10 protein-coding genes and 1 pseudogene are annotated in these 14,067 nt (G+C 74.9%); 9 read left to right on the forward strand and 2 right to left on the reverse strand.

The genetic code is table 11. The features are described from left to right. Positions 1–551: 551 nt before the first annotated feature. Positions 552–1,379, reverse strand: coding sequence for a dienelactone hydrolase family protein (locus ACTIDRAF_RS0218885; protein ID WP_016700292.1), 828 nt, complete (start codon positions 1,377–1,379; stop codon positions 552–554). Positions 1,380–1,545: 166 nt separating this feature from the next. Here ACTIDRAF_RS0218885 and glmS point away from each other — a divergent pair, with 166 nt between their 5' ends. The 5 genes from glmS to tsaE all read left to right on the forward strand — a co-directional run bounded on the left by glmS (position 1,546) and on the right by tsaE (position 8,188). Next, positions 1,546–3,417, forward strand: coding sequence for a glutamine--fructose-6-phosphate transaminase (isomerizing) (gene glmS, locus ACTIDRAF_RS0218890; RefSeq protein ID WP_016700293.1), 1,872 nt, complete (start codon positions 1,546–1,548; stop codon positions 3,415–3,417). 185 nt (positions 3,418–3,602) lie between these two features. After that, a complete protein-coding gene (locus tag ACTIDRAF_RS0218895; RefSeq protein WP_016700294.1) occupies positions 3,603–5,078 on the forward strand; it encodes a bifunctional ADP-dependent NAD(P)H-hydrate dehydratase/NAD(P)H-hydrate epimerase in 1,476 nt (491 codons plus the stop codon). A 116-nt stretch (positions 5,079–5,194) separates the two neighbouring features. Further along, positions 5,195–6,382, forward strand: a complete 1,188-nt coding sequence (gene alr, locus ACTIDRAF_RS0218900) for an alanine racemase (RefSeq protein ID WP_016700295.1) — start codon at positions 5,195–5,197, stop codon at positions 6,380–6,382. Next, positions 6,379–7,467: an alpha/beta fold hydrolase gene (locus ACTIDRAF_RS29770; RefSeq protein WP_016700296.1), complete on the forward strand. Its 1,089-nt coding sequence runs from the start codon at positions 6,379–6,381 to the stop codon at positions 7,465–7,467. Before alr ends, ACTIDRAF_RS29770 begins: the two co-directional genes overlap by 4 nt. 196 nt (positions 7,468–7,663) lie before the next feature. Further along, positions 7,664–8,188, forward strand: a complete 525-nt coding sequence (tsaE, locus tag ACTIDRAF_RS0218910) for a tRNA (adenosine(37)-N6)-threonylcarbamoyltransferase complex ATPase subunit type 1 TsaE (protein WP_016700297.1) — start codon at positions 7,664–7,666, stop codon at positions 8,186–8,188. 545 nt (positions 8,189–8,733) lie between these two features. On the opposite strand, the gene ACTIDRAF_RS0218915 is transcribed toward tsaE, so the two are convergent. Continuing rightward, positions 8,734–9,234, reverse strand: a complete 501-nt coding sequence (locus tag ACTIDRAF_RS0218915) for a MarR family winged helix-turn-helix transcriptional regulator (protein ID WP_245533581.1) — start codon at positions 9,232–9,234, stop codon at positions 8,734–8,736. Between the two features lie 142 nt (positions 9,235–9,376). Here ACTIDRAF_RS0218915 and ACTIDRAF_RS29780 point away from each other — a divergent pair, with 142 nt between their 5' ends. The 4 genes and pseudogenes from ACTIDRAF_RS29780 to ACTIDRAF_RS0218935 all read left to right on the forward strand — a co-directional run. After that, entirely contained in the window at positions 9,377–10,882 is a 1,506-nt protein-coding gene (locus ACTIDRAF_RS29780; RefSeq protein ID WP_016700299.1) for an amidohydrolase family protein, read from the forward strand. Positions 10,883–11,341: 459 nt separating this feature from the next. Then, positions 11,342–12,616, forward strand: coding sequence for a sensor histidine kinase (locus ACTIDRAF_RS29785; protein ID WP_157163134.1), 1,275 nt, complete (start codon positions 11,342–11,344; stop codon positions 12,614–12,616). Further along, entirely contained in the window at positions 12,613–13,296 is a 684-nt protein-coding gene (locus ACTIDRAF_RS0218930) for a response regulator (protein ID WP_016700301.1), read from the forward strand. The genes ACTIDRAF_RS29785 and ACTIDRAF_RS0218930 overlap by 4 nt, the downstream gene beginning before the upstream one ends. Positions 13,297–13,667: 371 nt before the next feature. Continuing rightward, positions 13,668–14,067 (forward strand): annotated as a pseudogene (locus tag ACTIDRAF_RS0218935) (hypothetical protein); the annotation flags it as partial.

Below are 14,067 nucleotides of genomic sequence, written 5' to 3' on the forward strand. Positions count from 1 at the left end.
GGGGCGCCGCTGGCGCCCCAGCCGGGCCGGAGCTGGTCAGTCCCTGTCGCAGCGCCCGGCGGAGCGAGCGGGAACGGGGTACCACTGGGCACCGGCCGTCAGCGGGCACCGGCATGGCAGTGGCGTTCCAGGCCTTGCGGCATCCCCGGCGGAGGGTGGCGGCGCCAGCACCCTCCGGGGCGGGCCTCCAGCCAGCGGGTGAGCCCCGACCACGCCGGCTCCCCGGGTCCGGCCCGCCCTCCGGGCGCGTGTCCGGGGACGGGGTGCGCGCGTGGTGGAGCCGCCGGCGCGGTCAGCCGGCGGGAAGCGGGCACGGCGGCGACGCGACACCGCCACCGTCCGAGGGCCGAAGCGATCGTCGAACCTTCCCCGCACGCAGGGGCGGCTGAACCCCACCGTTCCGGTCGCCGGCCCGGCCCCGCCACCGGCGCTTCGTGCCCCGCCCGGTGGGTCACGGCAGGTCGCGGCGGCTGTCCTCGGTGCCATCTCCTCCGTTCGCCACCGGCACGGCCACCCCGACATCAGGAGCGTTCCGGCGGAGGACGGGGGGCTCAGGCGGGGAGACGGCGCCGGTCCTGCCGCCGGCCGCGGCTGTAGTCGAGGGTCGCGCCCTTCACCTCGGTCTCCAACAGCGTGTCGTAGCGGCGGTCGTCGGTGAGCACCCGGAGCAGGAACGCGGTGGTGAGAGCCTTCACCAGGTCCGCGTGCTGGCGACGGGGCCGGCCGTCCATCAGCAGGTCCGTCCAGTGCCGGCCCTCGGCGAAGGTCAGGTGGTTGGCCCTGCGCACGGTGCGTAGCTGGACCGGGCCCTTCCAGCCGTGCGACACGGGCTCGGCCATCGCCACCGGGGGAGCGATCCGGTCCTCCTCGGCGGCCAGGTGCAGCGCCGGTGCGCCGCAGTCCCGCGCCGCGTTGATCGCCGAGGGCCGCGTCTCGGTGACGGCCAGGGTGACGACGGCCCTGATCTCCGGCCAGTTCGCCGCGGCGAGCACGGCCGCGCCCGCGCCGAACGAGTGCCCCACCACTCCGAGCCGTTCGGGGTCGACGCTGATCTCCCCGCTGCCCAGCCGCACCTTCGCGCACACCTCCAGCGCGGTGTGGAGGTCCGAGGCGAAGAGCCGGTGCGAGGGCAGCAACCCCTGGTGGGTGGCGGGGGCGGCGACCACGAAACCCCAGGAGGCCAGGTGCCGGAGCAGGTCGCGGTAGCGGCGGATCGGCTGCATCCACCCGTGCCCGAAGGCGACCGCCGGAAGGCCCAGCCCCTGCCGTGGTGTGATGACCGTGCCCGGTAGTCCGACCAGCGCGAGGTCGCCGCGCAGCACGCCGTGCGGTCCTGGCTGGCTGAGTTCGGCGATCAGCTTCTTGGCAAAGCGGGCCATGAGGGGCGACGGTAGTCGATGATCGACGCTTCCGGGCAGTCGCGCCCCACTCCACGGCCACCTCACCCGATCCGAGGTGCCACCTCGTGGGTGCGCGACGCGAGCGCCGTCACCCGAGGGGCTGACCGGTCCGGTGACGGAGTGTTGGCTAGCTACCCTGTTCGGCGTGTGCGGAATCGTGGGATACGTCGGGAACAAGCAGGCGCTTGACGTGGTGCTCGACGGCTTGCGCCGTCTCGAGTACCGCGGTTACGACTCGTCCGGAGTCGCCGTGCTTGACGGGGCCGGCGGCCTGGCGGTCGAGCGGCGCGCCGGTCAGCTGGGCAACCTGGAGGCCCGGCTCGACGAGGTCGGCCGGGACAGCCTGCGCGGGACGGCGGGCATGGGCCACACCCGGTGGGCGACGCACGGCGCCCCCACCGACCGCAACGCCCACCCCCACATCGATGCCACCGGTCGGGTGGCGGTGGTGCACAACGGCATCATCGAGAACTTCGGCGTGCTCCGTGCCGAACTGGAGCAGGCCGGGGTCGAGCTGGCCAGCGACACAGACACCGAGACGACCGCGCACCTCATCGCCAGGGCGTACGACGGCGTCGACGACCACGGCACCACGGGCGACCTCGCGGCCAGCGTCCGCGCCGTGTGCCGTCGGCTGGAGGGCGCCTTCACCCTCGTCGTGACGCACGCCGAGGTGCCGGGACGCGTCGTCGCGGCCAGGCGGTCCTCCCCGCTGGTGGTGGGCGTGGGCGAGGACGAGACCTTCGTGGCCTCCGACGTGGCCGCCTTCATCGAACACACGCGGGACGCCGTCGAGCTGGGCCAGGACCAGGTCGTGGAGATCGACGCCGCCGGGTACCGCGTCACCGACTTCCACGGCGTGGACGTCGAGACCCGGCCCTTCCACGTCGACTGGGACATGGACGCCGCCGAGAAGGGCGGCCACGAGTACTTCATGCTCAAGGAGATCGAGGAGCAGCCCGAGGCGCTCGCCAACACCCTGCGGGGCCACTTCGTGGACGGCAGGGTGGTGCTGGACGAACAGCGGCTCGCCGACCAGGACCTCCGGGACATCGACAAGGTGTTCGTCGTCGCCTGCGGGTCCGCCTACCACTCGGGCCTGGTCGCCAAGTACGCCATCGAACACTGGTGCCGGTTGCCGGTCGAGGTGGAGCTGGCCAGCGAGTTCCGCTACCGGGACCCGGTGCTCGACCGGGACACCCTGGTCGTCGCCGTCTCCCAGTCCGGCGAGACCGCCGACACGCTGGAGGCGATCCGGCACGCCCGCGAGCAGAAGGCGCGGGTGCTCGCGGTGTGCAACACCAACGGGGCCCAGATCCCCCGGGAGTCCGACGCGGTGCTCTACACGCACGCCGGCCCGGAGATCGGTGTCGCCTCCACGAAGGCCTTCCTCGCGCAGGTCGCCGCCAACTACCTCGTCGGCCTGGCCCTGGCCTCGGCGCGCGGGACCAAGTACCCGGACGAGGTGGCGAGGGAGTTCGCCGAGCTGGAGGCCATGCCCCAGGCGGTGTCCACCGTGCTGGGCACCGCCCCCCAGGTGCGGGAGCTGGCGCGGGACCTGGCGACCGCGAAGGCCGTCCTCTTCCTCGGAAGGCACGTCGGCTACCCGGTGGCCCTGGAAGGCGCCCTCAAGCTCAAGGAACTCGCCTACATGCACGCGGAGGGCTTCGCGGCCGGCGAGTTGAAGCACGGTCCCATCGCCCTGATCGAGGAGGGCCTTCCCGTCGTCGTGGTCATGCCCTCCCCCAAGGGGCGGGCGGTGCTGCACGCGAAGCTGCTGTCCAACATCCGCGAGATCCAGGCGCGGGGCGCGCGGACGATCGTCATCGCGGAGGAGGGCGACGACACGGTGCGCCCGTTCGCCGACCACCTCATCGAGATCCCCGCCGTGCCGACGCTCCTCCAGCCGCTGGTGTCGACGATTCCGCTCCAGGTGCTGGCCGCGGAGATCGCCCGTGCCAAGGGGTTCGACGTCGACAAGCCCCGCAACCTGGCGAAGTCGGTCACCGTGGAGTGACCGGCGCCCGGCGGGTGAGCGGTCCTTGGCGAAGGCTGGCCCGAGCCGGTGGGCCTGCGCGAGGCTGGACGCGGTGGGTGGGGACGGTTCTCCCGGGGTAGCCCCGTCGGAGGCGGTCGGCGGGCGTCGTGCCCCACCTCGGACGGGCCTGCCGGTCCGGGGAACTGCGGCCAGTGGGAGGGCAAGTGCGGGGTGCGTGGACGACGGCGCGGGTCCGGGACGCCGAGGACCGGGTGATGCGGCGGGTGCCGTCCGCCCAGCTGATGCGGCGGGCGGCGTACGGGGTCGCGGTGGAGGCGGCCAAGCTCCTGCGGGCGCACACCGGGGGGACCAGCGGCCGGCGGGCGGTGCTCCTCGTGGGAGCGGGCAACAACGGCGGGGACGCGCTGTGGGCCGGTGCGTTCCTCCGCCGCCGCGGGGTGGACGTCACGGCGCTCCTGCTGGCTCCCGACCGGGCCCACCCGGAGGGCCTGGCGGCCCTGCGAAGGGCGGGTGGCCGAGCGCTGGGGGTCGAGGACCACGCCGAGGTGACCGCCGTGGCTCCCCGGCTGGCCGACGCCGACCTGGCGGTGGACGGGATCGTGGGGATCTCCGCGTCCGGGCCGTTGCGACCGGTGGCCGCCGACCTGGTCTCCCGGCTGTCCTGTCCGGTCCTCGCGGTCGACCTGCCCAGCGGTGTCGACCCGGACACCGGGGCCGTGCCCGGCCCGGCCGTGCGGGCCACCGCCACCGTCACGTTCGGCGTGCGCAAGCCCCTGCACCTCCTCGGCCCGGGAAGCGACCACGTCGGGGAGCTGCGGGTCGTCGACATCGGTCTCGGCCCGGAGTTGGGCGAGCCGGACCTCCGGGCGCTGGACCGGCACGACGTGGGCCTGGGGTGGCCGGTGCCCGGCCCGGCCGATGACAAGTACACGCAGGGCGTCGTCGGAGTGGCGGCGGGTTCCTCGGTGTTCCCGGGTGCGGCGGTGCTGGCGACGGGAGCCGCCGTCGCGGCGACTTCGGGGATGGTGCGCTACGCCGGTCCGGCGGCGGACGCCGTGCGGACCAGCTGGCCGGAGGTGGTGGCCACCGGGTCGGTGGAGGACGCCGGACGGGTGCAGGCCTGGGCCGCCGGCCCCGGCATCGGGGTCGGCGAGACGGGGCGGAGGGTCCTGGAACAGGTGCTCGCGGCGGGACTGCCGACGTGCCTCGACGCCGACGCGATCACGCTCCTGGCGCGGCACGAGGAGCTGTGGGACCTCCAGGACCCGGACGCGACGTGGGTCCTGACCCCCCACGCGGGTGAGTTCGCCCGCCTGGCCGGCGAGGTAGGCGCGGACCGGGTCGACGCCGTGCGACGGGCGGCGCGCCGGTTCCGCTGCGTCGTCCTGCTCAAGGGGAGCACCACGGTCATCGCCGACCCGGACGGCCACGTCCTGGTGAACCACTCGACCTCGTCCTGGATGGCGACGGCCGGCTCGGGGGACGTGCTGACCGGGATGATCGGCGCCCTGCTGGCCTCGGGGACCGAACCGGCGCTGGCCGCCGCCCGGGCGGCCCGCGCCCACGAACTGGCCGGCGAACTCGCGGCGCGCGGAGCTCCGATCGGGGCGTCCGCGCTGGTCCCCGCGGTGTCCGAGGCGATCCGGGTGTTGCGGCGGTCCGCCGGGTTGTTGCCGTGACACCGGTGGCCCCCCGCCGCCGGGAGCGGCTGTGCCCTTTGCCGGAGGAGCGCGGGCCGGCGGTCCCGGCCCGCCTGCCGGGACCGGGCCGCGCGTCGTGACACCATGGAGCCGTCATGAGTGCAGAACAGGACTCGCCACTGTCCCGGGCGGACGTGGTGGTGGACACGGCGGCGATCCAGCGCAACGTCGAGTTGCTCGTCGCCCTCGCGGCCCGGTCGGGCGCCGGGACCATGGCCGTGGTCAAGGCCGACGGGTACGGGCACGGCGCGGTCGCGGCGGCGCGGGCGGCCCTGCGCGGCGGCGCCGGCTGGTTGGGTGTCCGGTCCCAGGCGGAGGCCCTGCACCTGCGGGCGCACGGGCTGACAGCCCCGGTGCTGTGCTGGCTGCACCTGCCGGGGGAGCGGTTCACCGAGGCGGTCCGGGCCGACGTCGACCTCTCCGTGGCCACCCTCGACACCCTCCGGTCGGTGATCGCGGCGGCGGCGGAGGTGGGTACCGGAGCCCGCATCCACCTCAAGATCGACACCGGGCTGTCCCGGGGTGGTGCCACCCAGGAGGACTGGCCCGCCCTCGTCAGCGCGGCGGCGGACGCCGAACGCGCGGGTCTGGTCCGGGTCGTGGCGGTCTGGTCGCACCTCGCGTGCGCGGACGAACCCCACCACCCCTCCATCGACCGTCAGGCGGAGCGCTTCCAGGACGCGTACCGGGTGGCCAGGGCCGCCGGGCTCGACCCCATCCGCCACCTGGCGAACTCCCCGGCGACGCTCACCCGGCCCGACCTGCACTTCGAGCTCGTACGCCCCGGGATCGCGATCTACGGTCTCAACCCGGTGCCCGAGGCGGTGACGCCGCCGCTGAGACCGGCGATGACCCTGCGCTCGGTGGTGGCCCTGGTGAAACGTGTCCGGGCCGGGGAGTCGGTGTCCTACGGGCACACGTGGACCGCCGAGCGGGACACGACGCTGGCCCTCGTCCCGGTCGGCTACGCCGACGGGGTGCCCAGGGCGCTCTCGGGCCGGATGTCGGTGTGGCTGGCCGGCAGGCGCCGCCCCATCGCCGGCCGGGTCTGCATGGACCAGTTCGTCGTCGACTGCGGCGACGACCCGGTGTCCGAGGGGGCGGAGGTGCTGCTCTTCGGGCCGGGAGACCACGGTGAACCCACGGCCAGCGAGTGGGCCGACGCCATCGGCACCATCGACTACGAGATCGTGACGGGGATGTACCGGCCGCGTGGCCACCGCTTCGAGGTGACTGGCGCCCCGCTCCCGGTCCGGGCGGTCCGCGAGGAGCGTGGCCGGTGAGGCCCTGGCAGGTGGTCGGCATGGTCGGCGGGGTGATCGGTGCCGCCCTCGGCGGTGCGGTGGTGGGTGCCGCCGCCCAGAGCGCCAGGTTCGCCGCGTTGCGGGAACGCGGTGAACTCGCCGAGCTCGGGGTGTCCCCGGCCGACCGCGAGTACACCGTCGCCGCCGACGACGGACTGCCACTGGCGGTCGAGGAGATCGACCCGGTCGGGGGCGGTGCCGAGGTCACCGTCGTCCTCGTGCACGGGTACGTGGTCGACCGCCGGTGTTGGCACTTCCAGCGACGGGACCTGCCGGAGTGGGAGTCACCGGGGGTGCGGCTGGTGCTCTACGACCAGCGCAGCCACGGGCGCTCCGGGCGGGGCCGCCGCGATTCGGCCACCATCGAGCAGCTGGGCAGGGACCTGGCCGCGGTGCTGCGGGTCGCCGCGCCCACCGGCCCGGTCGTCCTGGTGGGCCACTCGATGGGTGGCATGACGGTGATGGCCCTGGCCGAACAGCATCCGGAACTCTTCGGGGACCTGGTCAGGGGGGTGGCCCTGGTGGGCACGGCCGCCGGGGACGTGGGCAAGAGCGGCCTGCCGAGGACGCTGCTCTCCCGGCGCAACCCGGTGACCCGGGGCCTCGGGAGGTTCGCCGACTGGCAGCCGGAGCTGTTGGAGGCGGCGCGACGAGCCGGCAACCACCTCACCTGGGGAGCGACCCGCGCGGTGGCCTTCGGCGACAAGTCGGTGGACCCGGCGCTGGTCAACCTGATGTACGACATGATCCAGGCGACGCCGATGCGGGTGTTCGCCGACTTCGTGGACACCTTCACCACTCACGACCGGGTGGCGGCCCTCAGCGGCCTGGCGCACTGCGAGACCCTCGTGCTGGCCGGGGACGCCGACCGGGTCACGCCCTTCTCCCACTCGGAGATCATCGCGGCGGAACTGCCGGACGCCGAGTTCGTCCGCGTCCCCGGCGCGGGCCACATGATCATGTTGGAGAGGCCCGGGCTGACCACCGAGGCGCTGCGGAGGTTGGTCCACCGGGTGGTGGAGAACAGCGAACCCGGCCGCGGTCGAGCGCGGAGCGGTCGGTGACCCGGGCGGGCCCGGGGGCGGGTGCCTGGTTCCGGTCCGCGGGTGGCGGAGCGGGGACACCGCTGGCGCGGGTCGTGCTGCCCCGGCATCGTGGACCCCGTGGGACGGCCGGCCCCGCCGCGCCGGCGGCCGGGACACGGGCCCACCGGCACGGGACGAGCACACCTCTCGACGAGCGCGAGGCACGGGAAGGCTGATGAGCGACACGACGGGGACACGGACCGACCGCTGGTCGGTCGACCTGCCCACACCTGAGGACACTGAGCGCCTGGGCTGCCGCGTGGGTGCGGTCGCGCTGGCCGGTGACTTGATCCTCCTCGACGGGCCGTTGGGCGCCGGCAAGACCGTGTTCGTCCGAGGCGTCGCGGCGGCCCTCGGCGTCACCGGGCGGGTGACCTCGCCGACGTTCGTCATCGCGCGGGTGCACCGGCCGACGCCCGAGGGGCGTGGGGTGCAGCTGGTCCACGTCGACGCCTACCGGCTGGGCGGGCTCGCCGAGCTGGAGGACCTGGACCTCGTCAGTGACCTCTCCGACAGCCTCGTCGTCGTGGAGTGGGGCGCCGGGACGGCGGAGCGGCTCGCGGAGGAACACCTGCTGGTGCGGTTGCGGCGGCGGGACGACGACGTCCGCCAGGCCACGCTGGTTCCGCACGGGGAGAGCTGGGAGCACCGGCTGGCTGGGGTGGTGGCGCCGCCCGCCGGGGACGACCAGCGGGTCTGATGCCCTCCGGGGCCGGCCCGGCGGCCGCCCGGGCCACGGCGCGGGGACCCCGGACGGGCCGACCACGGCCGCCGACGGCCTGGTGGTCGGGCCGTGTTCGGCGGAGAGTTCGATCCCGTACCCGGCGGTGAGCAGCGGCCCCGGGGGCGCGGCGCGCGGCGCGCGACCTCCCGTCGTGGTCGGCCTCCGGAGGCCCTGACACCCTGCGGTCGTCCGGCGGAGCTCCGAGCGGAGCTGACGCGTGCGGCCCGGGGACCGGGGTGCCCGCGAGGGGAAGGCGGAGCCGGGGCGGGGCGCACCAACTCCGCCCGGGTGGGGGTGGTACGCCAGCCAGCCAGCCAGCCAGCCATCCGGCCGGTCGGGACCGGTGCGGCGGTCCCACGAGTTGCCCGGGACGGGACGCCGAGCATTCCCGGACCTGACACCCGTGGCCTGACCGGACCGACCCGCGCTCGTGGAGGGAGCAGCGGAAGCCGGGCGCGGGGGTGGGACGTGCGGCTGGCGGGCCGTCCGCTCGCTCCCTCCCGGATCGGCGCGGACCTCGTTCACCCCCGCCCGGTGGCGGGAGCCGGACCGACCGCCTCGTCGCGGGGGCGGTCCAGCGCGGCGAGGACGGTTTCGGAGATCTCGGCCACGGCGTCGAGCTGCGCGGGAGTCAGCAGGTCGACGAAGTGCCGCCGCACGTCCTCCACGTGCAGCGGCGCGGCGGACACGATGGCGTCCCTGCCGGCGTCGCTGAGAGCGACGACGGAGCCCCGGCGGTGTTCGGGACAGGGCTCCCGGACCACCAGGCCCCGGTCCACCATCCGCCCGAGCTGGTGGTGCAGGCGGCTCTTCTCCCACTGGGTCACGGCGGCGAGCTGGAAGGCGCGCAGTCGGCCCCGCGGCGCCTCGGACAGGGCGACCAGCACGGCGTAGTCGGCCTCGGAGAGGCCGGAATGCTGCTGGAGGCGCTGGTTGAGCCGTCGGCGGAGGTGCCGCTGCATGGTGTAGAAGCCCCGCCAGGCCCGTTGCTCGCGCTCGTCCAACCACTCCTCGTTCGGCACCACCGCATCCTAGGCAGCGGGCGACGCGAGTTGACATGTCACCTCGACCGCTCCTAGGTTCGATCACGATCACCACCACGAGCCACCGCCGGCCGCGTGGACGCGTGCCCGGCCGTGCACCAGGACGAGGAGAGGCAGACGCATGCGGGACCAGCGGGATGGCGGGCGCTCGAACCAGCTCAGCAGGCGGTCGCTGCTCGGCGGCGCGGCCGCCGTGGCGGGCGTCGTGACGGGCGCGTCGGTGGTGGGTGGGGGCGCCACCGCCCGCGCCGTCGAGCAACCGGCCGCCGAGCGGTTCCGCCCGGGCCGCCCGATCGTCTTCCGGGGCGCCACCGTCGTCACGCTGGACGACGAGCTGGGTGTGCTGACCGACGCGGACGTGCTGGTGGTGGGGACGAGGATCGAGGCGGTGGGACGCGACCTGCCCACGCCTCCCGGCACCACGGCCGTCGAGACCGGCGGTGGCCTGCTCACTCCGGGGTTCGTCGACACCCACCGGCACCTGTGGCAGACGGCGCTGCGGGGCGTGGGGGTGGAGTGGACCCTCGCCGAGTACATGGAGCGGATGTTCGGCCGCTGGGGGCTCGCCTACCGGCCGGAGGACCTGGCTGCGGGCAACCGCATGGGCATGGTCGAGGCACTCGACGCGGGGGTGACGACCGTCCTGGACTGGTCCCACAACCTGAGGACCCCCGAGCACGCCGACGCGGCCGTGGACGGCCTGCTCGCCGTGCCCGGCCGCGCCCGGTTCGGCATCGGCAACGCCTTCGCCGACTCGGCGGGCTGGATCCACCGGGGCGAGGTCGACCGCCTGCTCGACAGCAGGTTCCCCAGCAGGGACCAGCTGGTCACCCCGCAGATCGCCTACGACATCGTGCCCCCGGACGAGGAACTCCTCCCCGCGCTGCGCTTCGCCAGGGACCGGGGCCTCCAGTGGACCTCGCACGGCGGGATCGTCGGCTACGCCGCCGACGAGACCATCACCTTCCTCGCCGACAACGGCTTCCTCTCCCCGGACATCACCCTCGTGCACGGCGGCGCCTACAGCGAGGACGGGTACCGCCGGCTCGCCGACGCCGGCGCCTTCCTGAGCATCGCGGCCGAGAGCGAGCTGAACGCGGGCCAGGGCTACCCGCCGAGCCACCGCGCCCGGGAGTTCGGCGTCCGGATGTCCCTGTCGATGGACACGGTGGTCTGGTGGAGCGGGGACATGTTCTCCGCCATGCGCGCCACCCTGAACGCCGACCGCGGCCTGGCGCACCTCCGCGCGCACGAGCGGGGCGAGGTGCTCCAGTCGAACGCCCTGCGCTCGGCCGAGGTGCTCGAGTGGGCGACGATGGGGGGTGCCCGGGCGCTCGGGATGGAGGCCGAGATCGGCTCGATCACCCCGGGCAAGCTGGCCGACCTGGTGCTGCTGCGGACCGACACCACCGCCATGACCCCGCTCAGCAACCCCGTCGGGCACCTCGTCTTCCAGGCCGGGCGTGCCGACGTGGACACCGTGGTGGTCAACGGACGCGTGGTCAAGCACCGGGGTGAGCTGGTGGGCGTGGACGTCGCGGGTGCCCGGCGCGCGGTCGAGGCCTCCCTCGAGCACCTGCGCGCCGAGATCGGTGACCAGGAGTGGGCGGCGGCGAGCTCCAGCTGAACGGCGCGGCCCAGCCCGCTCCTTCGGCCCACCCGGTGACGGAGTCCGCCGAGCCCGACCGCTCTGGACGGCGGGCGGCCGCCGTCCAGGGAGACGGGAACCAGCCCCCTCCGGGGTGGGGGACCGCGCGGGTGACCTCGGCGGAGGGGGCGGGCTGGAGCCGACCCGGCCGCCAGCGACGCGGGCCGTCGAGGCTCGGGGCGCGACCTGCCCGCCACCGGGTCGCGGACCACGCGGCGACCCGCCCGCCGGTCGCCCCACCACGCCACCACGCCGAGCACGGACGTGGGCCGGGCCGGGCGGGGCAGGGGAGCGGGGGCAGGAGCCCTCGCCACGCCTCCCGGCGACGTGCGGGGGGAGCCAAAGTCGCCACCGGCCCGGAGGTCGTACCGGGGGGTGAGGGATGACTCGGACCCTGGGGTGACGTGGCCCGGGGGACGGCCGGCATACCGTTGCCCGGTGCCAGCCCCGCCCGCCCCGGACCGCCAGCCGCCCCGCCTCCGCTTCCCCGTGCACCGGAACAGCCCGGTCGCCCTGCTGCACGGGTGGCGGCTGGGAGCGGTGGGGCTCGCCCTGCTGGCCCTCCTCCTGATCACCCTGCCCAGCGGGGCGATCCAGCTCGCCGAGAACTACGCCCTCGGTGGCGGCCTGGCCGTCGCCCTCCAGGCCCTCCAGACCCTGCCCCTGGCGTTGAGCCTGGTCCAGCCGGTCGCGGCCTGGGCGAGTTCCCTCGCGGCCGGAACGGCGATCGCCCTGGTGTCGACGCCCGACGGAGAGCCCTGGCCGTGGCCGGCGGCCGGCCTGATCGCCCACCTCGGGGTCCTGCTGGTGCTCGTGGGCTGCTGCCGCTGGTGGACGCTGCTCCTCGCCGCACTGGCGGAGCCGATCGCCGTCGCGGCGGTCTGGCGGCTCGTTCCCGAGGAACGCCGACCCGAGGAGATCGTTCCGCTGGTGGTCATCTTCATGCTGCTGCTGGTGGTCGGCCTGGTCTGGTCGGTGCGCCGTGACATCCGCCGACGGCTGCGGGAGCACGAGCGGCTGACCGAGGAGGAACGGGCCCGTCGCATGGTGCTGGAGGACCGGGCACGCGTAGCCAGGGAGATGCACGACGTGGTGGCGCACCACATGTCGGTGGTGACGGTGCAGGCGGAAACCGCTCCCTACCGGCTCGCGGACCTCCCCGACGCGGTCACCGAGGAGTTCGCCGCCATCGCCACCTCGGCGCGCCGGTCGCTCGCCGAGATGCGCCAGCTGCTCGGCGTGCTCCGCTCCGAGCCGGGGTTGTCCGCACGTGCCCCGCAGCCCGCGCTGGACTCCCTCCCCGAACTGGCCGACCTCACCAGGGGCAGCGGGGTCCCGGTCACCCTGCGGTCGCTTCCCCACGAGGTGGCCCGCGCGCTGCCCGGGACCGTGCAACTGGCCTGCTACCGGATCGTGCAGGAGGCGCTGAGCAACGTCGTGCGGCACGCCCCCGGAGCGGCGACGACGGTAGAACTGGCGTACGCGTCCGGCCGGGTGGCGGTGGACGTGACGAACGAGGCACCACGCACGACGGGGAGCCCACCCCTGGAGCGGGTGGGCACCGGGCACGGTGTGGCGGGCATGCGGCACCGGGTGGACTCGCTGGGAGGCGACCTGGAGGCCGGTCCGCTGCCCGGCGGCGGGTTCCGGGTGGTGGCCTGCCTGCCCGTGGGAGGGGGAACCGTCCCGGTTGGAGGAGGCGAACGCGGATGACGACGCGACTCGTGATCGTCGACGACCAGGCCATGGTGCGGGCCGGCTTCGCCGCGTTGCTGGCGGCCCAAGCCGACATCGAGGTGGTGGGGGAGGCCGCCGACGGCGTCGAGGCGGTGGCACTCGTCGGCAGGGTCCGCCCGGACCTGGTGCTGATGGACGTCCGGATGCCCGTGATGGACGGGCTGGCGGCCGCCCGCACCATGCTGGAGCCGGTTCGGGGCGCCCGGACCGGGTACCAGCCCCGGGTGGTGATGCTGACCACCTTCGACGTCGACGACTACGTGTACGACGCCCTGCGGGCCGGAGCCAGCGGTTTCCTCCTCAAGGACGCTCCGGCCGGTGACCTGATCGCCGCCGTCCGGGTCGTCGCCGCCGGCGACGCGTTGTTGGCTCCCTCGGTCACCCGCCGCCTGATCGCCGAGTTCGCCCGCCGTCGTCCCGTCGTCTCCCGGGCGTCGAGCAGGCTCGCCGGGTTGACCGAACGGGAGACGGAGGTGCTGCGCCTGGTCGCGCGGGGGCTGTCCAACCAGGAGATCGCGGCGCAGCTGGTCGTGGCCGAGCAGACCGTGAAGAGCCACTTCGGCCGTGTCCTCGCCAAACTGGACCTGCGGGACCGGGCACAGGCCGTGGTCTTCGCCTACGAGAGCGGTCTGGTGACGGCGGGGGTTTCCGACTAGGCCGCGATCCGGGGACGGGCACCCGCTCCACGCCCGCCGGGCGCGCCAGGCCCTCTCCCTCCCTCACCACCTCGCCCTCCTGGCCGTTCCCGCCTGGCGGCCCACGGCGCTCCGTGCCGGCCCCGGCGGGTGCGCACGGCGGCCCAGCTCGCGATCGGGCCGCACCTCGGTGGCCACCCGTCCCGCGAGGACGGCGCTCCCGTGCGGACCAGACCCACCCGACCTCGTCCCCAGGGGGCACCTGAGGACGCCGTGCCCCTCTCCGGTGTGACCCGGAGGTGCCCACTCCGGCATGACGACCGCGCACCCACTTCGCTCGCACGCTCGTCCCGCCACGTCGAGAACGGGTTCGGGTGTCGGGAGAAGTGGGCATGGGTCGGCTGCGTTCGTTGTTCGGCACGCTCGTGGTGGCGGTCGCCATGGCGGGTTCTGGTTCCGCGCTCGACACCACCCCGGCCGCGGACCTGGTGGCACCCCCGCCGGGCACCGTGGAGTGGGCGGCCGAGCGCACCGAGGCCGGTGCCAGCCGACCGGTGCCGGGCGAGGCGACCCCCGCCGAGGTGTCGGCCTTCTTCGCGGGCCTCGACGGCGACGAGACCGACCGGTTGGCACGGGAGCACCCCGGCGTGGTCGGCAACCTCGACGGCGTACCCGTCGACGTCCGCATGGACGCGAACGAACGGGCACTGCGGCAGGCCCTCTCCGAGGCCGCGGCCCGGGCCTCGGACGGCGAGCTGAGCGGGCAACGCCGACACGAGGCGGCCGACCGCG

Origin of the sequence: Actinoalloteichus spitiensis RMV-1378 (assembly GCF_000239155.1) — a bacterium.
GTDB lineage: Bacteria > Actinomycetota > Actinomycetes > Mycobacteriales > Pseudonocardiaceae > Actinoalloteichus_B > Actinoalloteichus_B spitiensis.

Coding starts and splice junctions, on each gene's coding strand:
- ACTIDRAF_RS0218885 (WP_016700292.1), bottom strand. CDS start 1,379: ATGGCCCGCTTTGCCAAGAAGCTGATCGCCGAACTCAGCCAGCCAGGA.
- alr (WP_016700295.1), top strand. CDS start 5,195: ATGAGTGCAGAACAGGACTCGCCACTGTCCCGGGCGGACGTGGTGGTG.
- tsaE (WP_016700297.1), top strand. CDS start 7,664: ATGAGCGACACGACGGGGACACGGACCGACCGCTGGTCGGTCGACCTG.
- ACTIDRAF_RS29780 (WP_016700299.1), top strand. CDS start 9,377: ATGCGGGACCAGCGGGATGGCGGGCGCTCGAACCAGCTCAGCAGGCGG.
- ACTIDRAF_RS0218930 (WP_016700301.1), top strand. CDS start 12,613: ATGACGACGCGACTCGTGATCGTCGACGACCAGGCCATGGTGCGGGCC.